The sequence below is a fragment of the Amycolatopsis sp. NPDC114503 genome (assembly GCF_055633655.1).
On the sequence record NZ_JBVKDT010000006.1, the window covers coordinates 137,870 to 152,787 of the forward strand.

The following is a 14,918-nucleotide window of genomic DNA, read 5'->3' on the forward strand; positions in this document are numbered from 1 at the left end:
TGCGCTCCGTTCAGGAAATCCGGGCATGGTTTCCCCCTTCGGTGACGCGCTTCGCGTGTTCCGAGATGTATTGGGCGATGGGCTCGACCAGTGCCTCGGGAACGTGGTGGCCCATGCCGGGAATGACGACGTGCTGCGCGGAGCGAATCGCCTTCACCGTCGCCGCGCCGCCGGTGGGGGCGACCAGCAGGTCCCGGTCGCCGTTGATCACCAAGGTGGGAGCGGTGATCCGGCTCAGCTGGGCGGTCCGGTCCCCGGAGGCCTGGATCGCCTGGATCTGCCGGGCCGAGCCCGCGGCCAAGTCGCCCGCGGCGCGGTCCCAGCCGCCCGCCGCGACGGCGGCCTCGGCCGCGTCGTCGATGGGGTATCCCGTTCCGGCGACGTGACTGGTGATCCGCAGGTGGGCGCGCACCGCCGCGGTTCTGGTCCGCGCTGGCGAACTGGCGAGCAGCCGCATCGTCGACAGTGCCGGCTGACCGACCTTCTTCGCGCCCGTAGTCGAGAAGATCGAAGTCAGGGACAGGACCCGTGCGGGTTCGGCCGCGGCGACCGTCTGCGCGATCATCCCGCCCATGGAGCGCCCGGCGAGGTGAACCTGTTTGATCCCGAGGTGGTCGAGGACGCCGACAGCGTCGGAAGCCATGTCCGCCAGCGAGTAGGCGTCCGCGCGGGGTCGTGCGAGCAGCTGTCGCCACAGTGCGGGCGGCGGAGTGGCCGCGAAGGTGGACTGGCCGACGTCGCGGTTGTCCATCGTGAGGACGCGGAAGCCACGGTCCACCAGCGAGCTGACGAACGAGCCGGGCCAGAAGGTGAGGTCCTCGCCCAACCCGGCGATGAGCAGGATCGCGGGATCGGCCTGGTCGCCGTGGTCGCGGAAGCAGATCGTCGTGCCGGACGCCAGCGTCGCGTACTGGTCAGCGTTCTCCTCAGACATGGGCCGACCGCCTCTCCTCGGGCAGCACCGCCGGCCGGGCGGCGCCGAACTCGAGGTTCTCGTCGGCTACCGGGCCGCGCAGGGCTTTGGCGTCCTCGGGGAAGGACATCGCCATCCGCCACGGAGCGGCCTGTCCTTGTTTGGGCAGCCGCTTCTCGGCCCGTTTGGCATAGCCGGCCTTCAGGTCCATGACCGGCTTGCGCGGCATCCCCGGCACCGCGACCGGGACCACCCGGTCGTAGCCGTGTGCGTCCATGTGCCGGACCAGATCGATGAAATACCGGCACATCAGGCTCACCTTGAGCGTCCAGGACGAGGTCGTGTAGCCGATCGCCATGGCCCAGTTGGGAATCCCGCTCAGCAGCATCCCGCGATAGGAGACCGAGTCCGCGAGGTCGGTCTCGCGCCCGTCGACCACGATCGGCATTCCGTCGAAGAGCCGCATGTTCAGCCCGGTCGCGGTGACGATGATGTCGGCTTCGAGCTCCTCGCCCGATTTCAGGACGATGCCGCGTTTGCTGAACCGCGTGATGGAGTCGGTGACGACGGAGGCGGCGCCTGCCGAGAGCGCGTCGAAGAAATCGCCGTCCGGGGCCAGGCACAGGCGCTGGTCCCACGGGTCGTACGGCGGGTTGAAATGCTTGTCGACGTCGAATCCCTTGGGCAGCCGCTTGAGGTTCTCGCGCCTGATGAACGCTCGCCCGAGCTTCGGAAACGCTCGCAGGCCCTTGACGATCCCGTGTTCGACCCAGATGTTCTTGAACCTCGTCACGGCGTATCCGCGTTTTTCTCCCAGCAGCTTCGTCAGAGTCGTGGCGACCCGGTCGACACGGGGCAGCGCCATGATGTAGGTGGGAGTGCGCTGCAGCATCGTGACGTGCTCGGCAGCGTCCGCCATCGCGGGCACCAGCGTCACCGCGGTCGCGCCGCTGCCGATGACGACGACCTTTTTGCCGCTGTAGTCAAGGTTTTCGGGCCAGTGCTGCGGATGGACGACCTGCCCTTCGAAGTCGTCGCGCCCCGGGAACTCCGGGGTGAAACCCTTGTCGTACCGGTAATAACCGGTGGCGGCGAACACCCAGCCCGCCCGGATCGTCTTCGTCGCGGTCGCCCCGGTGACGGGATCCGACACCTCGACGCGCAACGTCCACCGCGAGTCCACTGTGGACCATTCCGCCCGGACGACCCGGTGGCGCAGCCTGATCAGGCGTCCCAGATCGTTCTCTTCGACCGTTTCCTGGAGGTATTCCCGGATCAGCGGGGCGTCCGCGATCGCGGCCTCGTACCGCCACGGCTTGAACTCGTAGCCGAAGGTGTGCAGGTCCGAGTCCGAGCGGATGCCCGGGTACCGGAAAAGATCCCAGGTGCCGCCGATGTTGTCGCGGCCCTCCAGCACGACGAGCGATTTTCCGGGCAGCTCCCGGCTGAAATACGTGGCCGCGCCGATCCCGGAGATCCCCGCGCCGATGACGACGACGTCGAATTCCTCGACCGCGTCCGACACCTCAGCTGTCATGTCTGCCTCTCCTCGCTGAGCCGGCTCCTGATGTGGCTTCACTGTCGCGAGCCGCGACGCCGGTCACAACGACAGCGAGCACCGGGTTAGCCGGGAGCCGGTGCACGATGCACTCCCCCGTGCCGTGCCGATTCGCCGGAGGCGAGGCACACTTCGGGGATGGAAGAGCTGTGGCCCCCTCCCACCGCTGAGGCCGCGGAGGCGATCCGGACCGTGTCCCAGCGGCTCCTGGCGGACACCGACGCGCTGGCCGACACCCTCTCCGCGTCCACCCGCCGGGTGCATTACAACCCGATAGCTCTCACGGACGCGTCGCTGGGCGAAGAGGACCACGAGCTCAACCGCTCGGATCTCGTCCAGTGGCTGACCTCGAACATCCAGCGCCCGGGACAACGGGTGGAGCCCTACGTCGGCCCGCGGATCACCGCGTACATCGGCGATCTCGTCGCCCGCGGCATCGCCCCCGACTTCGCCGAGGGGTGGCGGGCGGCGCTGGGGATCGCCTGGCGCCGCTGGCTGGAGGAATGCTCGGCGCACTGCGCGGACCGGGAGCTTCTCGTGGACGTCTTGGAGGTGTCGGCGAAGGCGATGGTGCAGTACGCCCTCGACTCGGTCGCGACCCTGCGCGAGGTCGGTCTCGCCGCCGCGATGGGCAACGCGGACGCCGAGGCGATCGGCCTGATCCAGATGATCGCCAGCGGGGCGCCGGTGTCGGAGGATTTCGCCGAGGGGCGGCTGCGCTACCGGATGGCGCGGTGGCACGTGGGTCTCGTGCTGTGGGTCGACGATCCCGGCCGGCAGGATTCCCTGGAGGAAGCGACCGCGGCCCTGCGCTCCGCCGACGCGAGCCGAAGCACGCTGGTCGCCCGTGCCAGCGCCACCTCGCGCTGGATCTGGCTGTCCGGAACGGACACCCCGGACCTGCACCCGGTCGAGAAGATCGTGACAGCCAACGAAGTCCGCGTCGCCGTCGGGAGGCCTGGGCGCGGGCTCGACGGGTTCCGGTCCAGCCACCAAGACGCCCTCTCGGCCCAGGCGCTGATCGTCCGGCTCGGATCCGACCGCCGGTTCACGGCCTACGCCGAGGTCGAATTGATCGACGCCCTCACCAAAGATCGCGCCAGCGCACGCCGGTTCGTCGCCAACACTCTCGGTCCGCTGGCCGAAGCCGACCCGGCGCTACGGCAGGCACTCCTCACCTACGTGCAATGCGGCTTCAACACCACGCGAGCGGCCGCCAACCTCTACGCCCACCGCAACACCGTGGAGCGGCGAGTCTCGCGCGCCAACGAACTCTCGGTCGTCAAGGTGGAGAACAACCCCACCCACGTCGCGGCCGCGCTGCTGGTGCTGGACATCGCGCCGGAAGTCATGGCGGCCGGTTAGCTCACGGCTTCTCCAGCTTCCGGAACAAGTGCAGGGCCGGAAGCGCCAGCAGGGTCGCGCCGGCCAGCGCCGCGAACGCGATAGCCGGGGTGGCGACGAGGAAACCGACCACCGTCGCCAGCAGCACTCCGCCCAGATTGCCCGACATCCAGATGAGTCCGGCCGCGGTGCTCTCCGCGTCGAGGGCGTGCCGCTCGCTCAGCGAAAGCACGATGGGCAGCGCCGGCAACAGCACGAAACCGGTCCCCACCAACGCGAGGAAGGCCATCGGAACGCTCGGCACGAGGGCCAGGTGCAGACACGCCACAGCCGTGAAAGCGATCCCCGCGCCCATGACCCCGACCTCGCGGCCCCGCCGATCCGCCCACACCGGCACGACAGCACAGCCGAGCACACCGGCGATCATGGTGAACGCGAGAATGAGCCCCGCGGTGGATTCCGGAATTCCAGCCGGTGCCAGCAGCGGTTGCGCGAACGTCGCGAGCGCGATGAACGTGCCCATCGGGATGGCGACGCCCGCGCACAACCGGCGCACGTACCGATTCCCGAACGCCGCGCGGAAAGCCCGCAAGCCACCGCTGGCGTTCGCCTGCGCCGGTGGCACGCGCAGTGCTCCGACGACGCACAACCCGGCGTCCAAAGCGATCAGCGCCGTGATGAGCGTGAGAGTACGGATGTGGCTCTCGCCGGGCAGGAACGCGCCGAGCAGGTACCCCAGGACCATCCCGCCGAAGGTGGCCGAGGACGCGGCAGCGATTCCCGTCGCGCGGTCCTTCGCCGCTAGATAGCCCACCGCAAGCCCCGGGATCGCGTTGAGGATGAACGGCTGTCCCACCGCGGCGACGACCTGTCCGACAAAAGCCCAGGTGAAGTCGTCGCCGACCAGCCGCAGGAACGCCCCGCAAGCAGTGAGAACCGCGCCGATGATCAAGGCCGGCCGGAGAAACCGGTCGAGCGCGAGCCCGGCGGGGATGGCGAGAACCACGTAGATCAGCGGGAAAACCTGGGACAGCCAACCGATCGCCCCGACGGAAACCCCGAAATGCCGCGCGGCATCCGCGGTCACCGGCGCGTAGTTCACGAAGAGCGCCTGACTCGCGGCCGCGAGCATCCCGTAGGCGAGAAAAACCGTCCACCGGCTCTTCGCCTGCGGCGGCGCCTTGGGTGTCTTGCGCGCGACCCGGGCTTTTCGGGGCGGCGGCGCGTGCAGACCGAACGACTCGTCACGCCTGCGGGCAGTGCTTCCGATCAAAACAGTGGCGACCGCGACCACGCCTGCGGCGGCAGCACCACGCACTCGTCGTTGAGTGGGCATCTGAGTGTCCTTGTCGGTCGAACGTGAGGCCCTACTGTCGCCATCGCGTTCGCCCTTGGGTACGACACTCTGCACCCCGATTCGCGCCGGACGGTGCACCCGGCACCAACCGGCGCTCGACTGGCTTCGGGCTCACGTTGGCGACGGAGATCATCGACGAGTGGGCCTAGGGTTTTCTCATGGCGGAGAACAGGATCACGGTGCGGTTCGGCGTCTACGGGGACGGCGGCGGCCAGGTGTGCTTCGAACCGACCGGCATGTGCTACGACCTGGCGGGCGGGGAACATGTCTCGGCGTCGCTCGACGAGGACCAGATTCGCGCTCTCGAGGTGACGTATTGGCCGGGCGGAGTGTCCGTGTCGGTGAACGGTGATTTCACCACCTTCGACCGACAGGGGGACAAGCTTCACGATTTGTGGGGCGGCTGACGAATCCTGTCGGAGGCACGGGCGCCGCCGGTGGAGGCGTTGCCGGAGGACACTCCAGGAGAGAACGTCAAAGGACGAAGAGCGGAACGTGCCTATGCTCCCGCGCGAAATAGCCGAGGGAAGCAGGCAGTCGCCGTCCAGGAGGCGCTGCCCCCGGGGCCGCTCGGATCGACGGCCGTGAGTCGGGTGTGGTTGCCCTAGGAGTTGGCGACCGCTGCGGTACCCGTGATGGCACTGGCCGTGTCGAGGCTAGTGGAATCGCCCGGAAGACAGCTGACGAGCAGTCTGGCCCTTGAGGGTCATCGAAGTGATCAGCGAGCAAGCCACGGAGCGAGCAGCTTCTCCAGCGAGTCGTCCGACAGCGCCACCGCTTCGCCGTGGAATTCGTGCCACCTGGCTGCCTCGCGGGCCGCGTGGTAGCCGACCTCGAAGGCGCGCATCAGAACGTACGTGAACACGGTTAGATTCCCCGAGAATCCCTCCTGCTTCGCGGATGATCGCCCGTTTCCGGAAGGGGCTCGCCGAAGCCAGCCCATCACAACTGCTTCCCTGCCGGGACGATGGTCGCGACGGCGCACGGCGAGAAGCCGATCGAACAGATCGACGTGGGAGACAAGGTTTGGCCAGGGACCTCGCCAGCGGCCGATCGCAGTTGCGCGGCGTTGCGGGCTTGTTCAACAAGCACGCTGACGAACTGTTGACCCTCGTTGTCGACGGGACCACGCTCGAGGTCACTCCGCAGCATCCGTTCTGGGTGGTCGGCCGTGGCTGGGTCACCGCGGGCGAACTCAGGCCGGGAGAGCGCCTTCAGTCGCTCAAGGACGGGCAGCCGGCAGTTTCGTCGATCGTTCGGCGTCAAGTGCAGACCACGGTCTACACCTTCGAGGTCGCAGACGATCACAACTGCTCGGTCAACCAGATGAACAAGAAGATCGCCACCGGCCGCGCGCCGAGCGGCATCACCCGGATCGACAAGGGAAAAGTCGCCAATGAGCAGACGCACACCCGCTTGTCCGACGGCAGCGCGCTGAACCTGGAAACATAAAGGCCCTTCGGGTACCCCCGGCAGACTGACCAACGCCCAGAAGAAGCGGCTTAAGGAGTGCGGATGGAAACTTCCGTCGGACGCGTGAAGGAGGCAGCGGTCGCTTGGCTGACCGCCGCCGCGGGCGCGAGCGATCCGGTCCGTTCCGTGCATTTCGACGAACTCGGCATGGACGATGGGAAGAGCCCTCCTGGCGCCGAGGTCCCCGCGCCCTGGCTGGAGTTGCTCGACTTGGCCGTGGACGCGCTGAAAACCGCGGAAGTTCGCGGCATGACCGTCGGAGTGATCGCAGCGTTGAAGATTCGTGAGACAGTGCCCCTGTCCGTTGGCTGGGAACACAGTTGGGAGTTTCTCACCACGTCCTTGCACGACAAGGAACCGCCGTCGTTGTATTTCCTTCGTTCAAGCGTCTTGCGGGAATCGGAGCTCGACACGGAGGAGCACCGGTTTCCGGTGCCGGGCGTGCCTGCGGTCGATCACGCGTTCGTGCGGTACTGGCGTGGTGCTGACGAAATCGCGAACGGCGAGGAGTACTCCGGCGCTGTCTACCTGATGCGCGACCTGGGAGACGGCGCGGAGTATTGACTCGAGTGCGGGTCGCGCGGCGGCTTGCTGGTGCGGCAAGGGGCACGCCAGCCAGGGACGAACCGATCACCTTGGGCTGCGTCATCTGCGTGGACTGAGCCGTGCGGTGCCCGCTAGGGAGCGGCCAGAGCGGCTTCAGCACTGCACGGAAGCTCCATCCGCTGATCCCGAGCGCTGAGCGCCCACACCCGCACCCCGCCACCGACCCGGCGGCCCATCATGCAGTCCGTGTCCTGGACTCCCGTCCGGGCGAACAGGGCCACGCCGACGTCGGATCCGTGAACCTGGACGAAGACCTCCGGCGGGATCCCGGCCAGGTGGGTGTCGGGATCCACCGGGGGCGCGGGCATCCCGGAGGTCAGCGCCGCGCGGACCTCCGGCGGGCTGGCTGTGGCCGGCAGGCGCCCCAGGACGGCCTCGAGCGCCGGGGCGAATCCGGGCGGGATGTCCCGCCTCGGCAAGGGCGGCGGGGTGATCGCGGCGGCGTTCGCCGGGCAGGTGATCCGCGATGGTCCCGACGACGGCCCGTAGTAGTCGAACTCGACGCGGTAGCAGGCGTCGAAGGTATCCGAGCCGAGGTTCCAGCCCGTGTCCGGCGTCTCGTGGCGGATCCGCCAGACCAGCCGGGCCATCGGATCCCGGGGGTCGTCGTGGGGCAGATCCGTGGCCTCCAGGACGCCGAAGCCGTTGCTGCGCCCCAGCGGCGTGGCGAGCGCGGCGCGGGCGAACCCGGCGGCGTCCGCCTGGCGCGGATAACTGATCGCGTCGGCGAGCGTGTCCGACTGCCGGTCCGTCTCGGCGTCGCCCTCGACCGAGGGCACGAACCAGAAGGACGCGACCAAGGCCGCGCAACCGAGCAGCACGATACCGTGCGAAACCTTCACCGTGCCCAGGTTATCGGCGCCCGATCGCCGGTGCCTGAGTAGTTTTCCCCGTTTCCGCAGGCATCTACGGCAATACCTGGTCCCCGAGTCGGAGGCTTCGTGGAGTGTCCGGTCGAACCTGGGCAAGCACGCTGGCAGCCTCAGCGCTGCGAACCGCACTCGCATGTCTCTTGGAGTCAAGGCTTTCGATTCGCGCACGGCTGATCCGCCAGCATCCGCTCGTGCCGCTTACCGCGCGTTCGTCGAACACGCTCACCTGCCGACGAGAGGACATCACACGTACGAGGGGAGCGGGACACAGGCAGGCTCGGTGGCGTCGGCGGCGGGGTTCGGCGGCTAGCCCCGCAGGACGTAGGCCTGGTCGGTCTCGTAGATCGCGGCCAGGTTGTCCGCGGTGATGCCGCGACCGGCGAAGCGGGCGATCACTGTCAGGCCCTTCGCGTTGAGGTGCCGGAAGTCGTCGAAGTCCAAGTCTTCACAGTGCGGCGCGCCGGGTTCATGACCCGGGTGGCCCGCATACACCATCTGCCCGCGCTCGGCGAGGGCGAGTTGGAAGTTGGCGTTCCAGTACAGGCTCGCGGCCTTTCCGTTGCGGGACAGCGCGGTCAGCCTGTCACAGTCGGCGCCTTGGAAGCCGTTCTCCTCGACGGCCAGCACCACGTCGTCCACCTCGAGCACGGCCAGCAGCGGCACGTACCCGTGCCCTGGGTCGCTGAGCCGTTCCCACGCGGGCCGCTCGACGATCGACTTGATCGACACCGGTGCGGCCGGGTCGCCGCCGAGGGTGCTGATCACTTCCTCCGGCGGGAGGCCGCGCACAACGGTGATCGTGGCGGCTTGGCCGAGTGAACTTTTCTCGATCCACCGGTGCTCGGCGTCGGGTGCGATCATCGGAGGCGGTTCAGGTTCCCCACGCAGCCGATGACCGAGCCGGTCCGTCTTCTTGTGCACCGCGCCGGGTGTGGCCGGCGCCTGCCACATGACCAGGTGATAAAATTCTTCGGCATCGTCGCGGCCGGTCACATGCACGCGGACTCGGTAGTCGCCCGGCCACGGCGGCGTTTCCCCACAGCGGCGGCCGTATCCGGATGCGTTCCCGGACAAGACGGCGCCGCTCTCCGACGCGGTCCAACTGATCTCGACGACCTCGTCCCAGCCGGTGAGGTCGAGTTCCTCGGGCGGGCCGGTCAGCACGTGCATCGATATCCGCACGTGGCCTTCGGCCACGCCCGTCCGGATCACCACGCCGTCTTCCACTGCGGTGATCAGGCCGTTGCCGGAGAAATCGGCGTTCGCGGGAACCGAACCTTCGGTGATCCAAAACCGGTGGTCCGCTACCGCGGCCGACGTTGAGGAAGACCGCGGCAGCAGGTATTCAGCGCGCCGCTTGGCTAGCACGGCCGCCGCGTAACCAAGCGGCTTGGGCACCGTCGGCAACACGATCGCAGTAGCACCCAGCGCCACACCGACGATCGCGGGCGTCTCACCGGCCACAGCAGTGCCCAACGAGCGCAGCACCGCGGTCGACACGATCACGGCCAGAGCGAAATGCGCGGCACCGTGCTGCGCGGCGATCTCCTCTTCATCACCGGTCGCGTCCGGCACGGCCGCCTTGTCCCGCAACGCTTCGAACAGCTCGACCACGCGGTCAGCCGCGCCGGGGTGTACCTGTTCGACGACGGCCACGGCCTGCTTCGTGGCGCACTGCTCATCGCCCATCCACCCTGTGACGTACTGCGTGACGGTCGACTGAGCCAGTCCGGACACAAGATCGTGCGGGATGTCCACGGCCAACCGATCGACAGTCAGTTCCAGCGCGCCCAGCAGCCGTTCGGAAAGTCCGTCGCCGATCTCGTCCAGAGCCGTTTGGACCCTCGTGCCGTGCCGCGAATACCCCTTCGGCTCCCACCGGCCGAGGCGACCAGCGGGCTCTTTGGGCACGCACGCGACGATGTCCGGCAGCGCAGCCGACACGATCGACTCGAAATTCTCGATCCCCATCACACGATGGTGCCAGCGCGTCGAACCCGTCCGCCCGCGTCGCCTTCCGAGTGCGACATTGGCAAGCCTCACGCAGCGACCGCTTGCGACCCGGCTGATGTTTCCTCCCTCGGAACGTCCTGTCATGCCGCACACCGCTCGTTCGATCACGCGGTGCCCAGCAGGCACGAGCGCGGAAGTGGAACGCGGTCCGTTGGGCCGCCCCCGCGTTCCTGGACGACCGCTCAGCGGCATAGCGGGCAGGTCGCCCCTGCAAAACCATTGGTGAATCGACCTGCTCCGCTGATGTACTGACGTGCCACCGTGAGTCCGCCGTGTGACGGAGGTAGCAGTTGTGACGGGTTATGACGCGCTTGCCGAGGTGTACGAGTGGCTCATCTCCGATGCGAAGCTGACTCCGGCCGAGTTCGCTGCGTCGTTCGATGATGTCCTCAGTCTCCTGCCGTCGAACGCTCACGTCCTCGACTGTTCGTGCGGAACCGGACAGTTGGCGGTTGGCCTCGCCGGTCGCGGCATTCAGGTTGCCGCAACTGACGCCAGCGAAGCGATGGTTCGACGGACTGCGGAGCTGTCTGAGGAATTCGGGGCGTCCGTCCGGGCCGTGCGGGCGGGCTGGGAAGAGTTGCCCGACCATTTCAAGGACGGCACGTTCGACATGGTGTTCTGCGTTGGCAACTCGCTTCACCATGCCGCGGGCGCGACAGGCAGGGGTGCTGCTCTGGAGTCGATGTCACGGCTCTTGCGCCCTGGCGGGCGCTTGGTGCTCACCTCCCGCACGTGGGAACTCGTGAGGGCCAGAGGTTCCCGGCTGGACATCGGTGACCGACTCGTCCGCCGGAACGGTCGCGATGCCGTCGTGGTCTACCGCTGGGAGATCGCGCCGCGGTGGGAGGAGGAGCACCGCATCGAGATTGCGATCGCCCAGGTTGATGCGACTGGATTGGTTGTCGTCCGCTCGGAACTGCTGTCCTGCTGGCCCTACCGGTACGAGGAACTCGAAGTCGAGCTGCACCGGGTCGGACTTCGGACGGAAGCGAGCACGTTCGATCTCGAGGCCGAGAACTACATGGTGGTGGCGAGCAAGGCATAGACACCGGGGATCACTGACCGTGAAACTGGCCGTCCGCGGGTGGCCGTCCGCGGGTGGCCGTCCACGGGGAATCGCGACTGGCCGCTGACAGCCATAGGCGCGGTCGAAAGCGACCGACATTAATCATGGCATGCGATCGACATATGCGGTCAGAATCCACGAACAAGTGCGGTCAATCTCGCGGACATAATCACAAAACGTTCCGCTACGCGCTCATGTCGAGAGCTTCTTTACTTGTTCGCAGGCAGCAGCTGATCGAAGTGGTCAGCGGGCAAGCCACGGAGCGAGCAGCTTCTCCAAATCAGCATCCGACAACGCCCGCGGACCGCCATGGAACTCGTGCCACCGCGACGCATCCCGAGCCGCCGTGTAGTCCACCTCGAAGGCCCGCATCAGCACGTACATGAACGTCACCGAACTGAACCGCTCACCCAACAGAGTCCGCGCCTCACGGGCAACCTCGGTCGCACCACGACCCACCACATCCGCGAGCCGCAGCTCCTCCGCAGCCGGCTCCAACAGGCTGGGGGCATACATCACGACAGACACTCCATCATCGAAACGAACAACTCAGCCTTCAGCATCCAACTGACCGCAAGCTGCGGCGATGTCCTGACCACGCGTGTCCCGCACGGTGCACGCGACCCCGCCAGCGTTCACCAGCCGCACGAACTCCCGCTCCACCGGCTTCGGCGACGCATCCCACTTCGAACCCGGCGTCGGGTTCAGCGGGATGACGTTGACGTGCACCAGCTGGCCCAAGTGCTTCCGCAGCCGCTTCGCGAGCAGCTCGGCCCGCCACGGCTGGTCGTTGATGTCCCGGATCAACGCGTACTCGATCGACACCCGCCGACCGGAAGTGTCCGCGTAGTACCGGGCGGCGGAGAGAACCTCGTCCACCGACCAACGGTTGTTGACGGGAACGAGGGTGTCCCGCAGCTCGTCGTCCGGCGTGTGCAGCGACACCGCGAGACGCACCTGCATCTTCTCGTCCGCCAGCTTCCGGATCGCCGGAGCCAGACCCACCGTCGACACCGTCACCGAACGCTGACCAATACCCAAACCACCCGGCGCAGGATCAGTGATCCGACGCACCGCAGCCACCACACGCTTGTAGTTCGCCAGCGGCTCACCCATGCCTACCGTTTTACAACATCACTACGGTGGGCGTTGACGCAGCTCAGGCAGACAAAATACCGTCGATGTGCAGCATGTCACCCCTACTCGACTCGCCGAGCAGCCGGTCCCCTGATACGAGATCAGGTATCCGCGGACGTGCTGGCGGTAGCTGCGCAACGTCGACGCACCCGGCCCGACCCGCGAGTCCAACCACAACTGCAACCACTGCCCGACCGTGAGCACCGCAGCCGACAACTCCCTCCCGCCCGGATCGCACAAACAGGCACGGGCCTGCCGCCCCGCCCGCTGCGACGAGAATGTCATGCGTCAAGGAGTTGGCAGGGTTTGATCTTGACAGACCTGGGCTCAGCACATGTACGTTCAGGCTCGACGGCGACCTCGGACAGGTCGAGTCCGATGATCCGGTCGAACGCGGCGAGCGCTTCGGCGCGTAGTTGGTGGAAACACCCCCGCAGCGATCCACTCATCGCGACGGGCTCGCAGCGTGGTGTCAGAGACCCGGTGTTCGAGGATTGCTTCGATGTCGACCCACGACGCCCCCGTGGTGAGGCGGATCAAGATTCCCCAGAACACCAACCGGTCGGGCACCCGTGGCCGGTGGCAGCCAAGCGGGTGGACTGCCGGAACTCAGGAGTCGCCGCTCACCGACCGATGCTGACGCGGCCGATCGGCCTGCGTTCCGAAGCGACCCACGGTCGCGACCTGATCAGTCGACGGGTTACTGGTTGAAGAACGTCTCCAGTACACGGGCCATGAGTTCGGGGGCGACGACGTGTCCCTGCCCGTCGAGCGTGTGTCGTTCGGTCTGGGGGGTGGCAGCGGCAATCGCTTTCGCGGCGCGGTCGAAGAAGTCGGTCGGGAGGCTCGCCATCTGGGGCTCGGTGATCGGACCCTCGGTGGTCACCAGGACCGACTGAGTGATGCGGGCAAGTCGGTTTGTGGGGATCTTGTAGTCATTGAGGACCATTGCGTCCTTGACGAGCGTGTGGGCGAGCGCGACGGACGAGGCCCAGAGCGGGTGCTGTTTGCCAGCCGCGATGTCCGCGTCGGGTCCGCCGGTAAGCCTCATGAACAGTTCCAGGAGCTCCTCGTCCCGGCCGGCTTTGTATGCCTCGTGGGTGTCCGCGATGTACTGGTTGAACCTCGGCCACAGGTCGTCCCCGATCACGTACGGCACATCCCACACCGCGATCTTGTCGATCGCCGAACCTGCCGCTGCTGCCTCCAGCGCGAGGGCACCGCCAGATGAGGCGCCGTACACGTGAGCTGAGCCGCCGGCTGTCGCAATCAGCGCGTCGAGGTCTTCCACCTCCCGCGCCACGGCGTACGGCGGTGTATTGCCGCTGTCGCCCCGGCCGCGTCGTGCGTAGTTGTAGACCGTGAAATGGTTGGCAAGGAGCCGGGCCAGCGGCGCGTTCTCAGCGCCGTCGTCTAGGGTACCGCCGACGAGGATCACCGCCGGACCAGTGCCTTTCCGGTCGTAGGCGATCCTCGTACCGTCGGCGGACGTCACACGAAGCGTCATCTCGTTCACTGCTTCTCTCCATTTCTCGATGCGTGGTCGTCACCGTCGGAGCATGTCGGCCAAGGACCACCCGGGGGCCCCGTCGCCGTGCCGTGTGTAGCCGATGACGGTGCCGTCGACGGAGGCCACAGATTCACACTCCTAACTTAGGAGCATTCACACCTGTTGTGCAAGTACAATCGGGTGCATGAGCAAGAAGCGGCTGTTCGACGACCCCTGCGGCATCGCGCGAGCGCTGAATGCGGTCGGCGAGCGGTGGGCGTTGCTCGTGGTGCGGGAGCTGGTCTTCGGCCCGAAGCGCTACTCCGACCTGCACCGCGGGCTGCCGCAGATGAGCCAGAACGTCCTCGCGCAGCGGTTGCGCGAGCTCGAAACCGACGGCCTGGTGCGGCGAAGGCGCCTGGGACCGCCTGCGCCCGCCGCCGTGTATGAACTCACGGAGCGCGGGCAGGAGCTGGAGCCCGTGCTCCGCGCGCTCGCCCACTGGGGCAGCCGCGCACCGCTGCCCGAGGACGGCGCGGCGGAACTGAGCGTCGACGCGCTGCTGTTCGCCCTGCGCGCCACCTTCGATCCGGCACTGGCGGGTGAGCTGTCGCTGCGCTGCCAGCTGGACGTCGCGGGCGATCGGTTCCGCATCACCGTTGCGGGCGGGCGCCTCGAGTTGGACCGCGGTGAGCACGCCGAACCCGAGGCGTGGCTGACCGTGCCGGAGGCGGCGACATTGCGCGATCTGGTGTTCGCCGGTGCGGCGCTGCACGACGCCGTCGAGCGGGCAGACACCGAGGTGGCGGGCGATACCGCGCGGCTCGCCGCACTGCTGCGCTGCTTTCCCGCAGCAGTGCGGTATCCGGCGCCACAGGACCCCGTGCCGCCGGATCCCGTTTCACCTAGCCCCGAGTCACCGAACGCCGAACGCCCGGATCCCGCCGTCAGCGCAGGAAGTCGTCGGGGGTGAGCGGCAGTCCGCGGACCCCGGACACCGGTGGCGAGGTTGCGCCGGCCGACAGTTCAGACTCCGCGGGCTCGCGGAACTCATCGCCGAGACGACGACGCACCACTTGGACAGCGA

Annotated in this window: 13 protein-coding genes and 2 pseudogenes; 6 read left to right on the top strand and 9 right to left on the bottom strand. The window is 67.5% G+C overall.

Annotation, left to right across the window (positions count from 1 at the left end; all coding sequences use genetic code 11):
* Nucleotides 1-10: 10 nt before the first annotated feature.
* A complete protein-coding gene (locus ACZ7OI_RS26040; protein ID WP_470266800.1) occupies nucleotides 11-934 on the bottom strand; it encodes an alpha/beta fold hydrolase in 924 nt (307 codons plus the stop codon).
* Nucleotides 927-2,450: a flavin-containing monooxygenase gene (locus tag ACZ7OI_RS26045; protein WP_470266801.1), complete on the bottom strand. Its 1,524-nt coding sequence runs from the start codon at nucleotides 2,448-2,450 to the stop codon at nucleotides 927-929. Before ACZ7OI_RS26045 ends, ACZ7OI_RS26040 begins: the two co-directional genes overlap by 8 nt.
* 159 nt (nucleotides 2,451-2,609) lie before the next feature.
* Between ACZ7OI_RS26045 and ACZ7OI_RS26050 the strand changes: the two genes are divergently transcribed.
* Nucleotides 2,610-3,836 (top strand): helix-turn-helix domain-containing protein, encoded by a 1,227-nt coding sequence (locus ACZ7OI_RS26050; RefSeq protein ID WP_470266802.1) that lies wholly within the window; start codon nucleotides 2,610-2,612, stop codon nucleotides 3,834-3,836.
* A gap of 1 nt (nucleotide 3,837) precedes the next feature.
* Here the strand turns inward: ACZ7OI_RS26050 and ACZ7OI_RS26055 are convergent, their stop codons facing one another.
* The gene (locus ACZ7OI_RS26055; RefSeq protein ID WP_470266803.1) at nucleotides 3,838-5,151 is read right to left on the bottom strand and encodes an MFS transporter; all 1,314 of its coding nucleotides are present in this window, start codon (nucleotides 5,149-5,151) and stop codon (nucleotides 3,838-3,840) included.
* Between the two features lie 179 nt (nucleotides 5,152-5,330).
* Here ACZ7OI_RS26055 and ACZ7OI_RS26060 point away from each other — a divergent pair, with 179 nt between their 5' ends.
* Nucleotides 5,331-5,579: a hypothetical protein gene (locus ACZ7OI_RS26060; protein ID WP_470266804.1), complete on the top strand. Its 249-nt coding sequence runs from the start codon at nucleotides 5,331-5,333 to the stop codon at nucleotides 5,577-5,579.
* A 311-nt stretch (nucleotides 5,580-5,890) separates the two neighbouring features.
* Here the strand turns inward: ACZ7OI_RS26060 and ACZ7OI_RS26065 are convergent, their stop codons facing one another.
* On the bottom strand, nucleotides 5,891-6,037 hold the full coding sequence (locus ACZ7OI_RS26065; RefSeq protein WP_470266805.1) for a hypothetical protein: 147 nt from the start codon (nucleotides 6,035-6,037) through the stop codon (nucleotides 5,891-5,893).
* Nucleotides 6,038-6,192: 155 nt separating this feature from the next.
* On the opposite strand from ACZ7OI_RS26065, the pseudogene ACZ7OI_RS26070 reads away from it, so the two are divergent.
* Together ACZ7OI_RS26070 and ACZ7OI_RS26075 are read left to right on the top strand one after the other, a co-directional pair.
* Nucleotides 6,193-6,624 (top strand): annotated as a pseudogene (locus ACZ7OI_RS26070) (polymorphic toxin-type HINT domain-containing protein); the annotation flags it as partial.
* A gap of 63 nt (nucleotides 6,625-6,687) precedes the next feature.
* On the top strand, nucleotides 6,688-7,209 hold the full coding sequence (locus ACZ7OI_RS26075) for a hypothetical protein (RefSeq protein WP_470266806.1): 522 nt from the start codon (nucleotides 6,688-6,690) through the stop codon (nucleotides 7,207-7,209).
* Between the two features lie 113 nt (nucleotides 7,210-7,322).
* Here ACZ7OI_RS26075 and ACZ7OI_RS26080 read toward each other — a convergent pair whose 3' ends face one another.
* Both ACZ7OI_RS26080 and ACZ7OI_RS26085 read right to left on the bottom strand, forming a co-directional pair.
* Nucleotides 7,323-8,093, bottom strand: a complete 771-nt coding sequence (locus ACZ7OI_RS26080; RefSeq protein ID WP_470266807.1) for a hypothetical protein — start codon at nucleotides 8,091-8,093, stop codon at nucleotides 7,323-7,325.
* A gap of 336 nt (nucleotides 8,094-8,429) precedes the next feature.
* Nucleotides 8,430-10,094 carry a DUF6461 domain-containing protein gene (locus ACZ7OI_RS26085; protein WP_470266808.1) on the bottom strand — a complete coding sequence of 555 codons (1,665 nt, stop codon included), beginning with the start codon at nucleotides 10,092-10,094 and terminating at the stop codon, nucleotides 8,430-8,432.
* Between the two features lie 334 nt (nucleotides 10,095-10,428).
* On the opposite strand from ACZ7OI_RS26085, the gene ACZ7OI_RS26090 reads away from it, so the two are divergent.
* The gene (locus ACZ7OI_RS26090) at nucleotides 10,429-11,184 is read left to right on the top strand and encodes a class I SAM-dependent methyltransferase (RefSeq protein WP_470266809.1); all 756 of its coding nucleotides are present in this window, start codon (nucleotides 10,429-10,431) and stop codon (nucleotides 11,182-11,184) included.
* 264 nt (nucleotides 11,185-11,448) lie between these two features.
* Here the strand turns inward: ACZ7OI_RS26090 and ACZ7OI_RS26095 are convergent, their stop codons facing one another.
* From ACZ7OI_RS26095 to ACZ7OI_RS26105, 3 genes and pseudogenes are all read right to left on the bottom strand, one after another.
* Nucleotides 11,449-11,724, bottom strand: a complete 276-nt coding sequence (locus tag ACZ7OI_RS26095) for a hypothetical protein (RefSeq protein WP_312872254.1) — start codon at nucleotides 11,722-11,724, stop codon at nucleotides 11,449-11,451.
* A 30-nt stretch (nucleotides 11,725-11,754) separates the two neighbouring features.
* Nucleotides 11,755-12,327, bottom strand: a pseudogene (locus tag ACZ7OI_RS26100) (radical SAM protein); the annotation flags it as partial.
* 715 nt (nucleotides 12,328-13,042) lie between these two features.
* Nucleotides 13,043-13,849: an alpha/beta fold hydrolase gene (locus ACZ7OI_RS26105; protein ID WP_470267152.1), complete on the bottom strand. Its 807-nt coding sequence runs from the start codon at nucleotides 13,847-13,849 to the stop codon at nucleotides 13,043-13,045.
* A 187-nt stretch (nucleotides 13,850-14,036) separates the two neighbouring features.
* On the opposite strand from ACZ7OI_RS26105, the gene ACZ7OI_RS26110 reads away from it, so the two are divergent.
* Nucleotides 14,037-14,804, top strand: coding sequence for a winged helix-turn-helix transcriptional regulator (locus tag ACZ7OI_RS26110; protein ID WP_470266810.1), 768 nt, complete (start codon nucleotides 14,037-14,039; stop codon nucleotides 14,802-14,804).
* Nucleotides 14,805-14,918: the final 114 nt, after the last annotated feature.